Annotated in this window: 16 protein-coding genes; 10 read left to right on the top strand and 6 right to left on the bottom strand. The window is 39.4% G+C overall.

What is annotated here, in order from left to right; all coding sequences use genetic code 11:
* Positions 1-415: 415 nt before the first annotated feature.
* From B7E06_RS00080 to B7E06_RS00040, 8 genes are all read left to right on the top strand, one after another.
* Positions 416-628 (top strand): hypothetical protein, encoded by a 213-nt coding sequence (locus B7E06_RS00080; protein ID WP_082231929.1) that lies wholly within the window; start codon positions 416-418, stop codon positions 626-628.
* Positions 629-756: 128 nt separating this feature from the next.
* Positions 757-990 carry a pilin gene (locus B7E06_RS00075; RefSeq protein WP_082231928.1) on the top strand — a complete coding sequence of 78 codons (234 nt, stop codon included), beginning with the start codon at positions 757-759 and terminating at the stop codon, positions 988-990.
* 15 nt (positions 991-1,005) lie between these two features.
* Positions 1,006-1,848 (top strand): hypothetical protein, encoded by an 843-nt coding sequence (locus B7E06_RS00070; protein ID WP_082231927.1) that lies wholly within the window; start codon positions 1,006-1,008, stop codon positions 1,846-1,848.
* A gap of 2 nt (positions 1,849-1,850) precedes the next feature.
* Complete coding sequence (locus B7E06_RS00065; protein ID WP_082231926.1) at positions 1,851-2,192, top strand: hypothetical protein; 342 nt, start codon at positions 1,851-1,853, stop codon at positions 2,190-2,192.
* Positions 2,143-4,512, top strand: a complete 2,370-nt coding sequence (locus B7E06_RS00060) for a VirB4 family type IV secretion system protein (RefSeq protein WP_082231925.1) — start codon at positions 2,143-2,145, stop codon at positions 4,510-4,512. The genes B7E06_RS00065 and B7E06_RS00060 overlap by 50 nt, the downstream gene beginning before the upstream one ends.
* A complete protein-coding gene (locus tag B7E06_RS00055) occupies positions 4,513-5,058 on the top strand; it encodes a hypothetical protein (RefSeq protein ID WP_082231924.1) in 546 nt (181 codons plus the stop codon).
* The gene (locus tag B7E06_RS00050; RefSeq protein ID WP_082231923.1) at positions 5,058-6,107 is read left to right on the top strand and encodes a peptidoglycan DD-metalloendopeptidase family protein; all 1,050 of its coding nucleotides are present in this window, start codon (positions 5,058-5,060) and stop codon (positions 6,105-6,107) included. Before B7E06_RS00055 ends, B7E06_RS00050 begins: the two co-directional genes overlap by 1 nt.
* 1,292 nt (positions 6,108-7,399) lie before the next feature.
* Positions 7,400-8,128, top strand: coding sequence for a hypothetical protein (locus tag B7E06_RS00040; RefSeq protein ID WP_082231921.1), 729 nt, complete (start codon positions 7,400-7,402; stop codon positions 8,126-8,128).
* A 53-nt stretch (positions 8,129-8,181) separates the two neighbouring features.
* On the opposite strand, the gene B7E06_RS00035 is transcribed toward B7E06_RS00040, so the two are convergent.
* Positions 8,182-8,817 (bottom strand): MerR family transcriptional regulator, encoded by a 636-nt coding sequence (locus B7E06_RS00035; RefSeq protein WP_179133901.1) that lies wholly within the window; start codon positions 8,815-8,817, stop codon positions 8,182-8,184.
* 180 nt (positions 8,818-8,997) lie between these two features.
* Entirely contained in the window at positions 8,998-9,612 is a 615-nt protein-coding gene (locus B7E06_RS00030) for a hypothetical protein (RefSeq protein WP_082231919.1), read from the bottom strand.
* A gap of 248 nt (positions 9,613-9,860) precedes the next feature.
* Between B7E06_RS00030 and B7E06_RS00025 the strand changes: the two genes are divergently transcribed.
* A complete protein-coding gene (locus B7E06_RS00025; protein ID WP_082231918.1) occupies positions 9,861-10,418 on the top strand; it encodes a recombinase family protein in 558 nt (185 codons plus the stop codon).
* Between the two features lie 120 nt (positions 10,419-10,538).
* Here B7E06_RS00025 and B7E06_RS00020 read toward each other — a convergent pair whose 3' ends face one another.
* Positions 10,539-10,808, bottom strand: a complete 270-nt coding sequence (locus tag B7E06_RS00020) for a hypothetical protein (RefSeq protein WP_082231917.1) — start codon at positions 10,806-10,808, stop codon at positions 10,539-10,541.
* A 255-nt stretch (positions 10,809-11,063) separates the two neighbouring features.
* On the opposite strand from B7E06_RS00020, the gene B7E06_RS22175 reads away from it, so the two are divergent.
* Positions 11,064-11,192 carry a hypothetical protein gene (locus B7E06_RS22175; protein ID WP_281249022.1) on the top strand — a complete coding sequence of 43 codons (129 nt, stop codon included), beginning with the start codon at positions 11,064-11,066 and terminating at the stop codon, positions 11,190-11,192.
* A 621-nt stretch (positions 11,193-11,813) separates the two neighbouring features.
* Here the strand turns inward: B7E06_RS22175 and B7E06_RS00015 are convergent.
* The 3 genes from B7E06_RS00015 to B7E06_RS00005 are packed head-to-tail and all read right to left on the bottom strand — an operon-like array spanning position 11,814 to position 15,019.
* A complete protein-coding gene (locus tag B7E06_RS00015; protein ID WP_082231916.1) occupies positions 11,814-13,601 on the bottom strand; it encodes a VirD4-like conjugal transfer protein, CD1115 family in 1,788 nt (595 codons plus the stop codon).
* Between the two features lie 35 nt (positions 13,602-13,636).
* On the bottom strand, positions 13,637-14,326 hold the full coding sequence (locus B7E06_RS00010; RefSeq protein WP_082231915.1) for a relaxase/mobilization nuclease domain-containing protein: 690 nt from the start codon (positions 14,324-14,326) through the stop codon (positions 13,637-13,639).
* Positions 14,327-15,019 carry a hypothetical protein gene (locus B7E06_RS00005; RefSeq protein WP_082231914.1) on the bottom strand — a complete coding sequence of 231 codons (693 nt, stop codon included), beginning with the start codon at positions 15,017-15,019 and terminating at the stop codon, positions 14,327-14,329. It lies immediately after the preceding gene.
* Positions 15,020-15,137: the final 118 nt, after the last annotated feature.

Here is a 15,137-nt window from a genome sequence, read left to right as displayed (position 1 = left end):
GACGGCAAGTCGTACACTTACTTTAACCTGCCTCCTCCCTCCAATAGAGGCGGGGCAACGTTGTTTTGATCTTTGGAGGGGTTACGCATTCGCGCCGTTTTAAATCCCAAAATAGAGCAACTAAGACGCTATTTTATTCCGTTTCCTTTTGGTGATGGAACCTGCACCCTTCAAACTTCCAAAAGCAACCCCATCGGGTAAAGAACACCCTCCGGGGCAACTTTTTCCAGTGTGCTTGAAGGGTTCTCCATCACAAAAAGACTACGGCATAAATCGCTGAGAAGTGGGGGAATTTAATTTCTGCAATGCAACTTTTTGAGACATTAAACCCACTCATGGTGCGTATTGACATGGTAAGGAAGCCCCTGTATTATGACAGTAAGGAAAGTTATAATTCGTAACGGAGGTAACAAATATGGAGGATGAACTTTTAAACGGTGCATCGTTCGCTAAAGAAAAGGGTAAAACTGCCTCATGGGGTACCAGGTTAGCTCAAGAAGCGAACAAAGCCGGATTGTCCTACCCTAAAAAATACGGCAATTATTGGATGGCCACCCGAGAACAATGGGAGAACATACTCATTGAATTGGATTGGGAATTAAGAGACAGAAAACCTTATAAACGTTAATAAGTCGGTGCTTCGCGCATCGGCTTTTTTATTTTTCAAATTTTTCCTAAAGAATGTTATGATTCCTATTGACAACGAATGTTAACATTCGTAAGATATAGGTATAACAAAACAGGAGGGATTCACACATGCCTATTATTGAAGGCTTGGAAAGACTACTTGATGATATTGCAGGTTGGGCACTTATGCTGATTGTTCCATTCTTGATCGTCCAGGCAATTATCATAGGTTTCAAATTATCTGGAACGGATGATCCCCATGAAACAAGGAGCATTAAGTCAAAAGCAGTTAAAGTTTTGATTGGTGCTGCTGTAATTGGTACTGCGCCTTGGATCGGCTCTCAGCTAATGAGCTACTTTTAAAATCGAGGTGAAAACATGAATTTCTGGAATCCGTTAGAAGACGCGCAAGAATTTATAAGAGAGTGGCTTAACCAGTTAGCAACTGACATGGTTAACGGAGGGATTGAACTTGTCGGGGATGTGATTACATCCCCTTTTGATTTATCTGAAAGGTTTCCGCAAGTAGATGATTTGATTTTAGGAATGCAAGGCATAGCAGGAACCATGCTTATGATCTTCCTTTATCAACGCATTTTACAAGCTATGTATAGTGAAACGGTCGAATCAGAAGATGTGAACTATGCAAAGATCTTGGGAGATACAGCGATTGCAGCCGGCCTCATTGCCAGCTCACCCCTATTAGCTCAAAAAATCAGCGTGGCTATTGCGGATATAACGAAATGGGTGGCAGACTTTAACATCGAGTATCAGTCAGCAGATGATTTTTTCATGTCTTTCAGTGCAGGAACAGAGGTAGCAGCTATAGGGCTTCACATGTTATTACTTTTCATTGTTTGGGGCTTTGCTTGGATGGGATTAGCCATTTCTGGTGGTATCCGCGTTGCTTTATTTGGAATAGGAGTTATCATTTCCCCTCTTGTTATGGCGGCCTATCCGATTAATCCAGGCATAGTGAAGCAGTTTTTTGTAAGCATGATAGCTGTTATTATGACACAACCGTTTCAAATGGTTTGTTTGTTGGTAGGTATGGGTGTTGCGAGTTACGGGGGTTTCTGGGGCTTGTTAGTTTCTACGGCCTTCTTTGGAATCGGCATCTTTGGAACAGTTTACCTGAAAAATATCATCATTCCTGCCGGGGTAAGTTCTGGGGCAAGTGGTGCTGCTAAGATGATTCTTTATAAATTGGTGAGGCGATAAAAATGTTTAAATATGAAATCCCCCGGAATGTTCGGTCTATTCCTTCATTCCTGGGACTTAGTGCTAAAGGATGGGGATGGACAATAGCATGCAGCCTGATCCTTTCATCCATTGTCTATCTGTTTACAGCGAATCCGATTTTAACTATAGGTGCTGCGGTGTTTGTTTACTTCTTTATTAAGGCGACTTTTGAAGTTGATGAAAAGACAGGGCTTCCTAAAGTGGAGTTGATATTCCAGGCGTATAGCAATCAAAAAGCAAGGAAAATAACACCTAAATGGGGAGAGGATCACAATGAGAAAACAGCCATTCGGACTTTTATCAAAGGCAAGCAAGAAAGCTAAGTTTAAAAAGAAGTTTTTCAATATTCCTATAGAAGAATTTGATTCTGAAATCATTCGCACATCTGACGGTAAGTTTAAAACTGTATTAAAGGTTATAGACCCTCTAAATGTAAACATGATGGGGGAAAAGGAGATCCGTAAGGCCATTAAGCACACACAATCAGCATTAAATGCTTTAAATCCTGGTGAACGTTGTCAAATGCTTATCACCTCTGATGAGGTGGATATTTCGCAATACATTCAAGAACTAGAGGAAAAACAGGCTAATGGCAATAAAACAGCCATTGCAGACTATAAAAACTCGATGATTGAAGGGAAGAAAAGGTTTCTCCAGGATTATGCAGTCAAAGCCAGAAACACTCATAATTTCTACTTAGTTCTTGAATCGAAGGAAAAGAAACATCACGATGCAACAGCTGAGTTATTAGACCTTATGACAAACGTTGTAGAGCATTTAGAGAAGGCAGGACTAAAGATTGGCCGACTGTCCGAGGAAAAAGTTAAGGCTATCATTTACAATCGTCTGACTCCTAATAGCCATAGACAACAGCCGTATGAGGAAGGAATGGACCTCACAGCATGGCAGCCTCCAGACGTTTCAACAGGGACCACACTGGAAATAGACGATCTGCATTATTCCTTTTATTCAGTCTCCTACTTCCCGAAAGAGATCGGTGAAGCTTGGATGGACCCCATACTAACAGCTAGGGTTAACGTTGATGTATCGGTTTCCCTGCAAGTGGTTTCTAAGAATGATCAAATGGATAGAATCAACAGTCAAATTCGAGAATTAGAAAGACGAATTGCAGAGACAAAGGCAGAGTCTGTAAAACAACGTTACGAAGACCAGATAAAAAGTTCAAAACGCCTTTTAGACCGTATCAGCGACGACAGCGAAAACTTATTTAAAGTAACCTTCATTTTTGGAGTGAAAGCCAATGATAAAGAGGATTTACACTCTCTATGCAACCGATTTGAAACGAATATCAAAAGTAACCGCATGAAAGCCAATAAAATCAAGAATAACCCTCATTGCTTGTGGTACATGCTGCCGATTGGCTATAAAAACACAAATATTGAAATGCGTTATGGTTGGCCGATGTATACGGAATTAATAGGGGCCATGCTTCCTTTTAACGCCTCTGAGTTCAATTACAATACAGGGTTATTGCACGGAATCAACGTAAAATCTGAATCCCCTGTCACCTATGACCCTTGGAATAAACGCATGTTTAACAACAGGAATGAAGCTATCTTAGGGGAATCAGGCTCAGGAAAAAGCTTTGCTGTTAAATTGAAAGTGTTTAGGGAGTATTACGCAGGGAGAGCGAAACGGCAATTCATTATAGACCCTGAGAGAGAATACCACACCATTCCCGGGGCGAATCAGATCATCTTTAAGCCTGGCAGTAAGTTTATAACGAATCCATTCCATATCAGGAGTGCTATTTTAGATTCTGACGTTGAGGACGAAACAGGCGACATTTCCGCATACCTGCCGAAGAAAATCAGCGAGGTTGTAGACTTTTTTAAGTGGATTGTACCTGATATGTCAGCAGAAGAATTAGCCCTCTTATCTATATCTGTTGAGGATGCTTATAAAGAGGTTGGACTTGACCATAAGAAGCACATAGAGTCCCTTCCAGATCTTTTTCCTACGTTGACCGATCTTAACACTCAAATGAATAAATACGACGAATTAAAGCGAGTGAGAGTAATTCTAAGACCTTATATAGAAGGCGTTTATTCTGGAATGTTTAACGGTCAAACGAATTGGGATTTAAACGAGGCTATCAACGTTCTGGACATTCACGAATTATCAGAGGGTGTCAAAAAGCCGATGATGGATTTACTTCTCAAAGACCTCTGGGAAGAAGTGAAAAGGGATAGAAATGAACCCGTTGGCTTAATTGCTGATGAATTATGGATCTTAGCAGATAAGAAATTCCCGCAAACAATGGAGTTTATCCGAAACATGGGAAAACGGATCAGGAAGTATGAAGGCTTTCTTACGGTTGCTACGCAAAACGTCAGCGACTTTATAGCCGTCGGGGAATATGGAACAGCCGTCATTAATAACTGCCAGTTTAAAACACTTATGAGGCTGTCTGAGAACGATGTACGAGAAATGAAGGAAACAAAGCTTGTAACGTTTAATGATTCAGAGGAAGAGATCCTTTCTGGAGATAAGCCGCAGGGGTACTGCCTCCACATTGTCAAAAAGAAACGTGTGGAAATGCGAACCGTAGCCAATGAAACGGAACTAAAAGAATTGAATCTTAAAATCTCCTACGGAAACGGAATCAGGGAGGCGATCTAATTGAATAAGAAGTTAATTGCAGCGTTCATCGTCGGGATAGGGTTAGTTATTTTCACAGTTATTTATACAGCAGGTGGAAAGTCAGAAAACGCCTCTAATGATAATAAAGAGAACATTGCGGACATTAAAACAAACGTGAATGAAGAGTCTCCAGAAGTGGTGGACCATGAGGAAGATAAAGACCCGGAAGTCGTCAAAGAAACAAAGGAATTAGCTCATGAGTTTATCAAGCATTACGCAGCATTAAACCCTAAAGAGCCTATGGAGTACCTGCCACACGTTAAAGAGATTACAGATGCAGATTTATATACAAAGCTTTCAAACTCTCCGAGAAGGCCCACAGCAGCCTCACATAAACGCATTGTGAAAGAATTGGAGATCTACCCGGTAGATGATAATTTACCAGAACGCAAGAAATGGAATGTTATAGCTATTATGGACGTTTACAACTCAGAAGGTGAGAAACGCACGGAGGAAGATTCTTATCTTGTCAGTGTAGCTAAAGACGATGAATGGAAGGTCACAGGCTTTAAGGTGGGGTACTAATGGAAGATACAGTCATTAGAAGGGGTACCTCTATGGGCGCCCTTTTATTTAAAATAGGGCTCCCTGCAATATTGATTCTATTGATTGTTATTCCTATTACTGCTGTTATATTGGCGTTGTCGTCAGAAAGTGGAGGAGACGTAAACACCGGAAGCCCTTCAAAAATAGCAAAGAATGAAATACCCGAAAAATACATGCCGATCTACCAGGCAGCCGGGGAAAAATACAATGTCCCCTGGAACCTGTTAGCAGCTCACCACAAAGTAGAAACGAATTTCGGAGAGGGAAACATCGAGAGCTATGCTGGAGCCTTAGGAGCCATGCAGTTTATGCCCTGCTCATGGATAGGATGGGGGTACCCGGGCTGTGGTGGCTTAGGTGACTTAGATATCGGATGGAATACCTTACTTGATTTATCCGTCATAAATGAATATGGAGGGTTTGGGGTTGATGGGAATGAAGACGGCAAAGCAGATCCGAGAGATCCAGAAGATGCTATTTTTGCAGCAGCCTCTTATCTGGCGTCCAATGGTGCTGATGATGGAATGATTGAAGAAGCCGTATTTGCTTATAATCACTCGAATGAATATGTAACTAAGGTATTGGAGTATTCAGAGCTTTATGTCGAGGCTGACAGCGTAACAGATGGTAGTGGGGAGTTTGTCTGGCCTGTTCCTTTCACAACAGAAATAACCTCACCGTTTGGGAATCGTCCAGACCCTATCAATGGAACCACAGCTTATCATGGAGGTATAGACATTGCCGCAGCAGGAGTACACGGAAAGCCAGTGGTTGCAGCTGCACCAGGCAAAGTTGTTATGTCAGGTAATGCTGGAGGGTATGGGAAAGTCATTTACATTGACCACGGGAATGGTTTGCAGACCATATACGGACATTTAAGCGCACTGAATGTGCCACAAGGAGTAAAGGTTAAGGCAGGTCAAGAAATCGGTAGTGTAGGCTCTACTGGACGCTCTACAGGTCCACATTTACACTTTACAGTTGAGCAAAACGGAAAGAAAGTAGATCCTATGGATTTTCTCCAATGAAAAAGGGGTGAACATATGAAAATATATAGGAGTTATAGCAGCATTATTTTTGATGCTGCTATATGCTGCCAGTTGTAAAGAAAAGATAGTTCCCCTGAAGAAATCAAGAAATAAATAAGCTCTCTGTTGAAGTGAACGGGCTGTACCCCACAAAATTATTTTTCGATGCAACACAGGTCGATTCTCTGCACTGTGTATCCGTTTTCTTGGAGTGAAGAGGTTTTCTCTGGCAGACCTAGACAATATTATATATTTTCTGTATAGTTGGAATAACTTCTAAAAATTACTAGATACATAGAAACCAAAACAATTACATATAAAAAGAGAATCGTTGCGCTAACAACGATTCTCTTAGATAGCTAACCCCTCGCCAAAGGACAACGTTAGCTTTTTAACAAATATGTAGGTTAATGATATCCTATATTATCTAATATTTCAAGTGTTCTTGAATTATTTAGGATATCTATATCTTACATAAAATATTTGTTAGAAAGAAACCGTTGCAGGTGTTAGCTTGCAACGGTTTTTTTATGCCGTTGTCGGAGAGCAAGTAGGACTTACACTCTTCGATATTAAAAAAGATGACAGGTCAGCTGGAGCCAATTTCAAAAAGTGCAGCGTGTCGGGCTATCGAACTTCACGATCAGTCAGGCAGGAACGGTATGTTTTGTTCCTTTTCGCCATTGGTTTAAAAAACACTTAGGAGATTCCTAGAGTGCCAGAAAACCCATAGAGTAAAAGGAGGGTTGGACACCATGTGTCTATGTATCTCTTAGATGCATAGAGGGTTGTGAGATGCGCTAGATTAACTTTCTAGCAAAGCTAAGGGTATGGTGCAGTATATAAGCTCACAAGCGATAAGCAAAACTTTGAAGTGCTATACATACGGACACCAAACGGACACCAAAACTCGGTATACCGAGGATTTTTGCCAAGCAGTTTGCTCTTATATTCGACAAGGGGGCAAACTGCTTCCAGCCGTTTCCAGCCGTTTCCAATCCTGGTGCCCGAGGTTGCCAAAACCAAAAGTCAAAATCAAGTAAAAAGATAGAAATACTATACTTTTTTAGCCATTGGTCAGAGATACTTTTAAAAAAGATATATACCTTATTTATATATGCAGATGATTTATTTAAATGGTGGGGGACGTATAGCATGAGGATTTGGAAAAGTCCTGGGTTTGGACTTTTTCGAACCGCAGTGCTGAAAGGTTTTGAACTTGCAATATGGAAAATGTAATTTTATGGTAATCTATTAAGAGCACCAATAACGATTAAAAGGAGTGGTAATATTTGAAAAGGAAAAGGACTGGAGAGGTAGATTTTAAAGTCTTTAAGAAAAAGGACATTCTTAGTATTGCACGCTATATTTTAGAAGCTCAAAAAGAAATTATTTTTGAAGAATCAGAAGAGCGAGTTAGACTTAATTTTAAAATTGATTTTGCGAACGGCACTTCCGTTGAGAGCGATGAAATTATTATATTTGAAGAGGCTGAAACTAAGATAATAAATTCGATTCAGTTTATTTTAAGAGACTCTGATTTAAAAAAGCAGATCTATGTAGCATTTGATACTCAATTAAAATATGCCAAATACATAGTAGAAGGTGAAGATAAAAACTGGGTTGATGCTAAATTTTCTCAAATTGAAGAAATCATAACTGTAGTACCCAATCAAAACTATTGGCTATCGGAGACCAAACGTCAGGCTGTAATAAGTAACTTTTCTGGTATGTCTATAGGTTTAGCATTTTATTTTTTATTCTTTAGACGAGTGTTTGAAGAAGATATTTTAAGAAGTAACGGAATTGCCTTTGCTGTATTACTTTTAGCGTTATTTATGGGACAATTATTCGGTCATTTTTTGTGGTCAAGATTGTATAAGTTATATCCTAGTATTGAATTTGATATTGCTGATGACCATATAAACAGAGACAAGCAGAAAAAGAAGATTATATTGCAAACGACTATATTGATTTTGTTTCCTTTAATAATTAGCTTTGTAACCAGCTTAATATTTTGAACTATAGAATTGTTGGATGTGCCACTGGTTAAAATAGTCAGCGGCACATTTTTCTATCCCTTAAACAAACGTGAAATCCATGATTTTTTATTTTTCGTTTCAGAGGTTGCAGATGCTTCCTCCTCTGTTTGCTTTGCCTCTACTTTCATTTCTGTGTTTAGCTGATCCTCTATTTGCTCTGCCTCTGCTGGAGCCTCTAGTCTATATTGTTCTAACTCTTTTCTAAATTGTTCCTGTCTTTCTCGATTATATTCCTCTAAAGATTGATTCATTTGGTCAAAACGTTTGTCTATTTTCTTGTCCTGTTGATCCAATCGGTTAAATAATTCTTTTAATAAATCGTTTTGCGCAGCTACTGTTTCCTTAAGATCTTTTATATCATTGTTATAACGGATATTTGTATCCTCTTTAGGTGTTTTAATGACCGTTTCATTAGCCCATTTAATTACTGTTTCTGCGGCCTGTTCTAATGTCATACCCCCGTTGCTCTTTAATTGTTTCAATCGACGTAATAGCATAACATCATTATTTAAATAATACCTTTTCCCAGTGCTGTCATGGTTAAAGTTATAACCATGCTTTTTTAATAGGAGTGCATATTTTCGTAATGTAGAGTCTTTTATATCAAGTGTTTTACATACTTCTGCAGCTGATGCGGCTATCTCTGGATCATTTATATTATCTGTCATAGCAGGTTTACCTCCTTTTATGGTAGTTATATTTATTGTTATAAGTTCGTGATAAGTCCGGCGGATTCCTTTAGACAAAATTTTCCGCATGAAAATTCCAATTAATCAGCAATATATTTTTAGACAAAAAAACAAGGTAGACAATCAGATTTTCACCGATTATTTACCTTGTTCAAGACACTAAATTGTCTCATTTTTATTTAGTTTATAATCAGTTAGAATCTTGTCCCATTCTTTCTTAGAAGCTGCTAAATGGGATCCAAAATCCCTCTGACTATAAACTTGATGTGCTGGGAGAGGTTCAACCCCTTCTTCCCCTTTATGTTCCCCTTCGTTTTTAACATATTTATATTTAATCTTCCCCTGCATTGCAACCAGATCTGCAAAAAATAGCCTCATTCTGTCAATCTCATCTGTCCTAATTTTCTCATGATAATGGAAGACTGGTTTTAAGTAATGTAAATATGTTTCGTTATCACTTATTTTTTTTAAAAAATTTATTTGTTCCAAATCCTTTTCATACAGTATTGAAAAATTATTCATTAATTGTTGCATCGTTAGCTTCTGGAGAGCTAGCTCTTTTTTTAATGGTGCTCTTTCGCTCTGAATTCGATCTTTCTTCTCTTTCTCACTTTTTTTCTTTTCAAGAACAATAGTGGCAATGAGGGGGATAGCAATCGCAAGAGAAGTCATAACAACCATTAACCAATCAGCTGGAGAAATGCACCTCCATAAACCCTTACAAGCTTGTATATCAACAGGATTTTCAACTATTACTTTTGTTAGAAAGTTCAAAGAATCCCACCTTTATAGATTTCTTTTTGTAATATCTAAGAAAATTAGTGCCATGGGGAAACGATATACTCCTTTTTTATATATTACCATTTATCGGAATTTTTTTTGTGCACTTTATTCGTCTATAAAACGACCGTATAACGGACACTTCGATTAAGTAACAAAAACAAGAAATATAGCAATTGAATTTGTCTATAAACCCGTCTACACTAATATTATATAAAACGTATGGAAAGGAGACGATCGAGATGATTATTGGATATGCCAGAGTTTCTACGGAGGATCAGGATCTTACTTCTCAGATTGAAGCTATTGAAAAGTACGCTGCCGATCGAAATGAAAGAGTGAATGTGTTTCACGAGAAAAGAAGTGGAGGAAAGGAATATCGAGTGGAGCTGGAAAAGGCTTTTGATTCTTTGCGCGAGGGAGATACTTTCGTTGTATACAAATTGGATCGTTTAGCACGTTCAACAAAGCAATTATACGACATTAAAGAAAAGTTGGATAAGTGGGGCGTACACTTTGCTTCCCTGAACGACAATATTGATACAACAACCGCAGCTGGCAGAGCTATGTTTGGAATGATTGCCGTATTTTCAGAATTTGAACGTAATCTTATACAAGAGCGAACTAAAGCTGGTTTAAAATCAGCAAGGCAACAAGGGAGAAAAGGAGGCCGTCCGCCATTAAAAGCGACTCAGAAGCAACAAATTCAGAAGCTTTATGAAGGTGGGGAACGAGCTAAAGACATAGCTCAAGAATATGGAATTGCGCGTAGTACGGTCTATAAAGTGATAAAGAGGTAAAGCCAGAAAAACGCGAGAAACGTACGATAGACACGTTTTGCTGTCCGAACCCCATATTAAGAATATTTTTTGTTATAAGACGTAAAAAAAGAGCAGCCTTTTAAGCTGCTCTTTTTAATTTTACTTTATGGAATCTCTTAAGTAATCTCTATATGATCCGATCTCCTTAAGCATGTTTTCCAATCGCGGGAGGTCTTTTTCGATTCTTTCTAAATCTTCTCTGCTCTTATCATTAAGCTGGTTATTATTTAACATATTCTTATAGGTTTTAGTGATTTCCCTGTATTCCTCTATTTGTCTTTCGAGAGCCCATTCCATTAATACAAGCTCTCTGTTTTCCTCACACTCTATAAAATACTTTTTTTTCTTAAAGTCTATGGATAGTTTCATAATTTCCCCTCCTTTCCTATTTTCCTAAATTATACAATAACGAATCTTTGCAGCCATAAAAAAAAGAGCAGCTTAACAGCTACTCTAAAAAGCATATTTCTTTTATAAATCGCATGCCTTTTTTCCACCGTTTTCCAACAAACAGCCCACAAAAAAGGAAATACCTGCTAAAATAAATTTAGTCGGGTTCCTCTCCGCATCCGCCACCTTTGAGAAGGCAGGCCACCCTACCATAATGAAAGGAGAGGATCGCCAATGATAGAGAACGCCACTCTACTCATGGATACGGTACTTGCCGTATGGGAGCTCTGTAATGGGACTCTGGACGCCGTGGCAATGCCCGTCGTTTACCTAATGGCTATTAAAAAAGCCGACAAAAAATAACAACTGAATATGTATAGGATTAACAGAAAGCCCGCTCAATATACTCCAAGGGTCCGGCGCCTGACCAACGCCTAAGACTTTCGAGACCGACTTGTAAATAAATAACCCGTTATACTGCCAATTAAACGCGGGGGGCAACGTTGAGAGCGGAGAGACTGTGAAACTGTACGGCTTTAAGCCAAAAAGAAAAGCGCCAGGGCGACCAAACCCCGGCGCTTATTCTTTTTTTAGTTGCGCCGCTTAAGGATGATAGTTTTTTGCCTTCAAAACACCAATTTTGAGACAATTAACTACTAGCTGCAGCTGCTCCTTTTTGAACTGTTACGATCTTTGATTGATTTCAATGCTACCATCTCCCATTCATTATTAATGAACAGGACGCTAAAAAGCGTACTGCCGACTGCCAAACCGACAATAGAAAATCGCCACTCTACAACTCCATTATATTTCATAATATGGTTATGGTTCAATGACAATAACAATAAATGTAGTAAAACGTAGTAAACGATGGTAAAGAGGCGTAAAACAAAGGGCTCTATGCTGCATTAAAAGGACTGTAACCCGCGGAAAATGAAAAGTTTTCGGACATTAACAAAAAAATAACCCTCCATTTTTGGAGAGTCAATCTTTAAATAGTACTTCCTCTTCTTCTGTTTCTTTCTCAGGTTCCGGCTCTTTCTTCTTCTGAACTTTGGGAGGGTTAAACAATCTTATCTGATCGTAGTATCTTTTAGAATCTTTCGTCCAGTCATGCTCTGCAATCTGCCAATCATGTTTAAAGTAGAAATATTTATTTACATAAGCAGGAGGGCGGCCATTTTGAAATAGGATACATTTATCTTTCGGCATGTTTTCAATCTGATCAGGATTCATTAAACTACTGCCTGTAAAGCTGTAACTCTCCCCGGTAGATCCTCCCCGGCCATTGGATGAACGGGACTGCGAGGAAATCATGAGTGTTGTATTTCCGATCTTCTTTGAAATAGGTACACTGGAACTTGGATCATTGGCCGCCATAACAATGACATTGTCGCAGCTGTCGGAGATTTCAGCAGCAGAGCCTTCCCCGTAACGGTTCTTAAATTGCTGTATCCCTTGAAACATGAGGGTTATCCGTACACCGCGGGCCCTCATAACACCCACACGCTTTTTTAAATCACTAATAGGAGCAATGTTAGCCACTTCATCTAAAATCATTCGGACAGGTACATTTAAGTGTTTAGAATCATTCTGTGCAGCCTGTTTAATAAGCTCCTGGAATATCTGATCTATCAGCATAGCTGTTAGCATGTCATAAGTGGATTCTCCATCTGGTGTAAGGATGAAAAGCGCTGTTTTCTTTTGTCCTAACTGATGAATATTAAAGTCACTCTTAGAAGTAAGTTGTGCTACGTCCTCTAATGTCCATAGTCTGAGCCTTGAAGCAAAGCCTATAAGAATCCCTGCACGTGTTTTATCTTCTGAATTAGCAAAGATATTATACAAGTGTCTGGCTGTGGAATCATCGGACAGATCGTTAAACATCTTATCAATGTCTTTCGGTCTACGTTTGATCATGTTCCCCAGGTGAAGAACATTCTTTAAATGTTGCTCATGTTTTGGCCGTGTCTCCTTTAAAAATTGAATTAAAGCAGACAATAACGCGTGTTCTGCATGTTCCCACATAGAATCTTGAGACTTTCCTTCTGCACCAGTGTTTTTCATAATCGTTGTAGCAAGTGACATAGAGTCGTTTCCTTTGTCGATATAATCCATAGGGTTATAGCCTTGTGAACGCGTCATATCAATTAGATTGACTGTTATAACGTCATAACCCTGTTGCTTTAAATGGTTACGAGTGGCTTTGTAAATGTCACCTTTTGGATCTGTTATAACAAAAGATTCTTGCAGAGTCTTTGAGATATGAAGGATATTAGGAATAGAGTATCCTGCTGTTTTACCTGAGCCACTTCCCCCATATACCAGCGTCATATGGTTGTTTTCTCCGTCTACAGGCTGTATGAGAGGCTTTTTCTTATGTTCCCCTACTATCATTCCCTTATCGTTATAAAGGCGTTGTAACTCCTTATCTGTGGCCCATCGTGCTGTACCATGAGAGCCGTAATCATCTGCATTCCTTTTAGCAAACTCGCGTTCTTTACCAAAAAATGCACGTATGAGCAGGAACAGAAAAACGATCCAGTATATGCCCTGTAACACCTGATGCATGAAATAAGTGGAGGCTTCCCCGTTAAACAAACTTGTGAATGCGTTCATTGGTTGATTTTTAAAGTAATCCATTAAATGTGGTGGGGCTTCAAACTGATATTGCTGATAAAAAATAATCATGTGTGCCAGGCTTCCAACGAGCAGAATATCCAATACAGCACCCATGAGTAAAAACATGATGATGAGTTTAATTTTCCTCATACTTACCCTCCTTTTTATGTCCGAAATGATGGGTTTTATCGACTTTCCCCTCTGTTACTGCGTTCGATTTCCCTCTCTTCCTGGCTTCTTTCTGCTGAGTGTCTACGTTCATTCTGTTTAATTAAAGCCTGTATCTGACTGAGCAACCCTGTTCCACGTCCTCTAGACCTTTCTGTTCGTTCCTCCCTTTGAGCTTCCTTTTCCGATTGACGAACAGCAGCCCGGCTAACTTCTGGATTTCTTTCAGCCTGTAAGATCTTTTCCTGGTGGGCCATGCGTTTTAAATCCTTAACATCTTTCTGAGCAAAGAAAACCTGCCGTCCAGTGGTATCACGCCCTTTAACAGCTACATGTACATGAGGGTGTCCATCATCGTCATGGATAGCAGCGACCCATTCGAATCGACGGTCCATAGATAGCTGCAGACGTTCCATTGTATCTCTGGTTAGTTCCTTCAAATCTATTTGCAGATTGTCGCGGTCATCTTCCCTAAGGGAAATGACAAACTTATGCATGATAATGCCCTGATTAGGCATCTTCTCCAGTGATTTAAAAAAGTCTTTCCTAGTGAGGTTGTTCTCCTTTTGATTGAATAAGTCTGGATTGTTCCGATGGTGTTCCCGGTTGACCTCCATATACTTGATATGTTCTTTAGCCTTGTGAATCGGCTTATCTGTTCCATTGTTGCTGAGGTATCCGAGCATTTTTACAACAGTAGCAGCCATTTACGACACCGGATTGTTTTGTCTGTATTCTTCGATTAATGAGGTGTTGGGTTTTAGTCGGCTGTAATTGTCTTTGAGGTATTGCTCCAGGCCCTCATACCACTGGATAAGATGATCTTTTTCCTGTTCACATTGCCGTTTATCTTCTTCTAACTTCCTATAATCAGCTTTCATTTCTTTAAAAGTGTCGTTAGCCTTCTGTTTGATTTGTTGATTCTCTTCTTTCAGCCTTTCCACTTCCTCAGAAGAAAACTGTTCTTCAAACTCTTCTTTAGCCTTTTCCATTGCTCCAGCACTCTCCAGGCGTTTCTCCATAATCCTTTGAGCATCACCGCGCAACTTTCCGACTTCCTGCTTTGTGCCTCCTGTCTTTAGGAATAAATCTTCCATCATAACAAATGTTACAGCTGCATCATGTGAGGTTCTGGCGTACAGATCCCCCATTCGATTGATGACATTATCAAAGATGGAATTGACTCTCCTGTCCAGTCGATCAATGAGTACTTCCTCTGTAGTAGATAAAATTGCGCTTGCTTCTCCTGGCCGTGTACCATTCGTAAAAAGTTCCTTAATAGCATCATCCATTACATATCCGATTTTGTTCTCTTTGCCGTAATTTTTCTTTGCTAACTTCTGAGCCATATCCAATGTATCTGGATGTAATCGAATCGTCTTAGCTACTCTTGCAGGCATATGAAAACCCCTTTCTTTAAGAATGTTATCATTCCTTATATGTAATATAATACCATGTGTACGCACCGTACACAACAGCGTAAAATGTACTCGCAAAAAGTCCAGTTTTAGTAAGGTG

The sequence above is a fragment of the Halobacillus massiliensis genome (genome assembly GCF_900166625.1).
GTDB classification, from domain to species: Bacteria; Bacillota; Bacilli; order Bacillales; family Halobacillaceae; genus Halobacillus_A; species Halobacillus_A massiliensis.
This window is presented reverse-complemented; position numbering and strand designations above follow the sequence as displayed.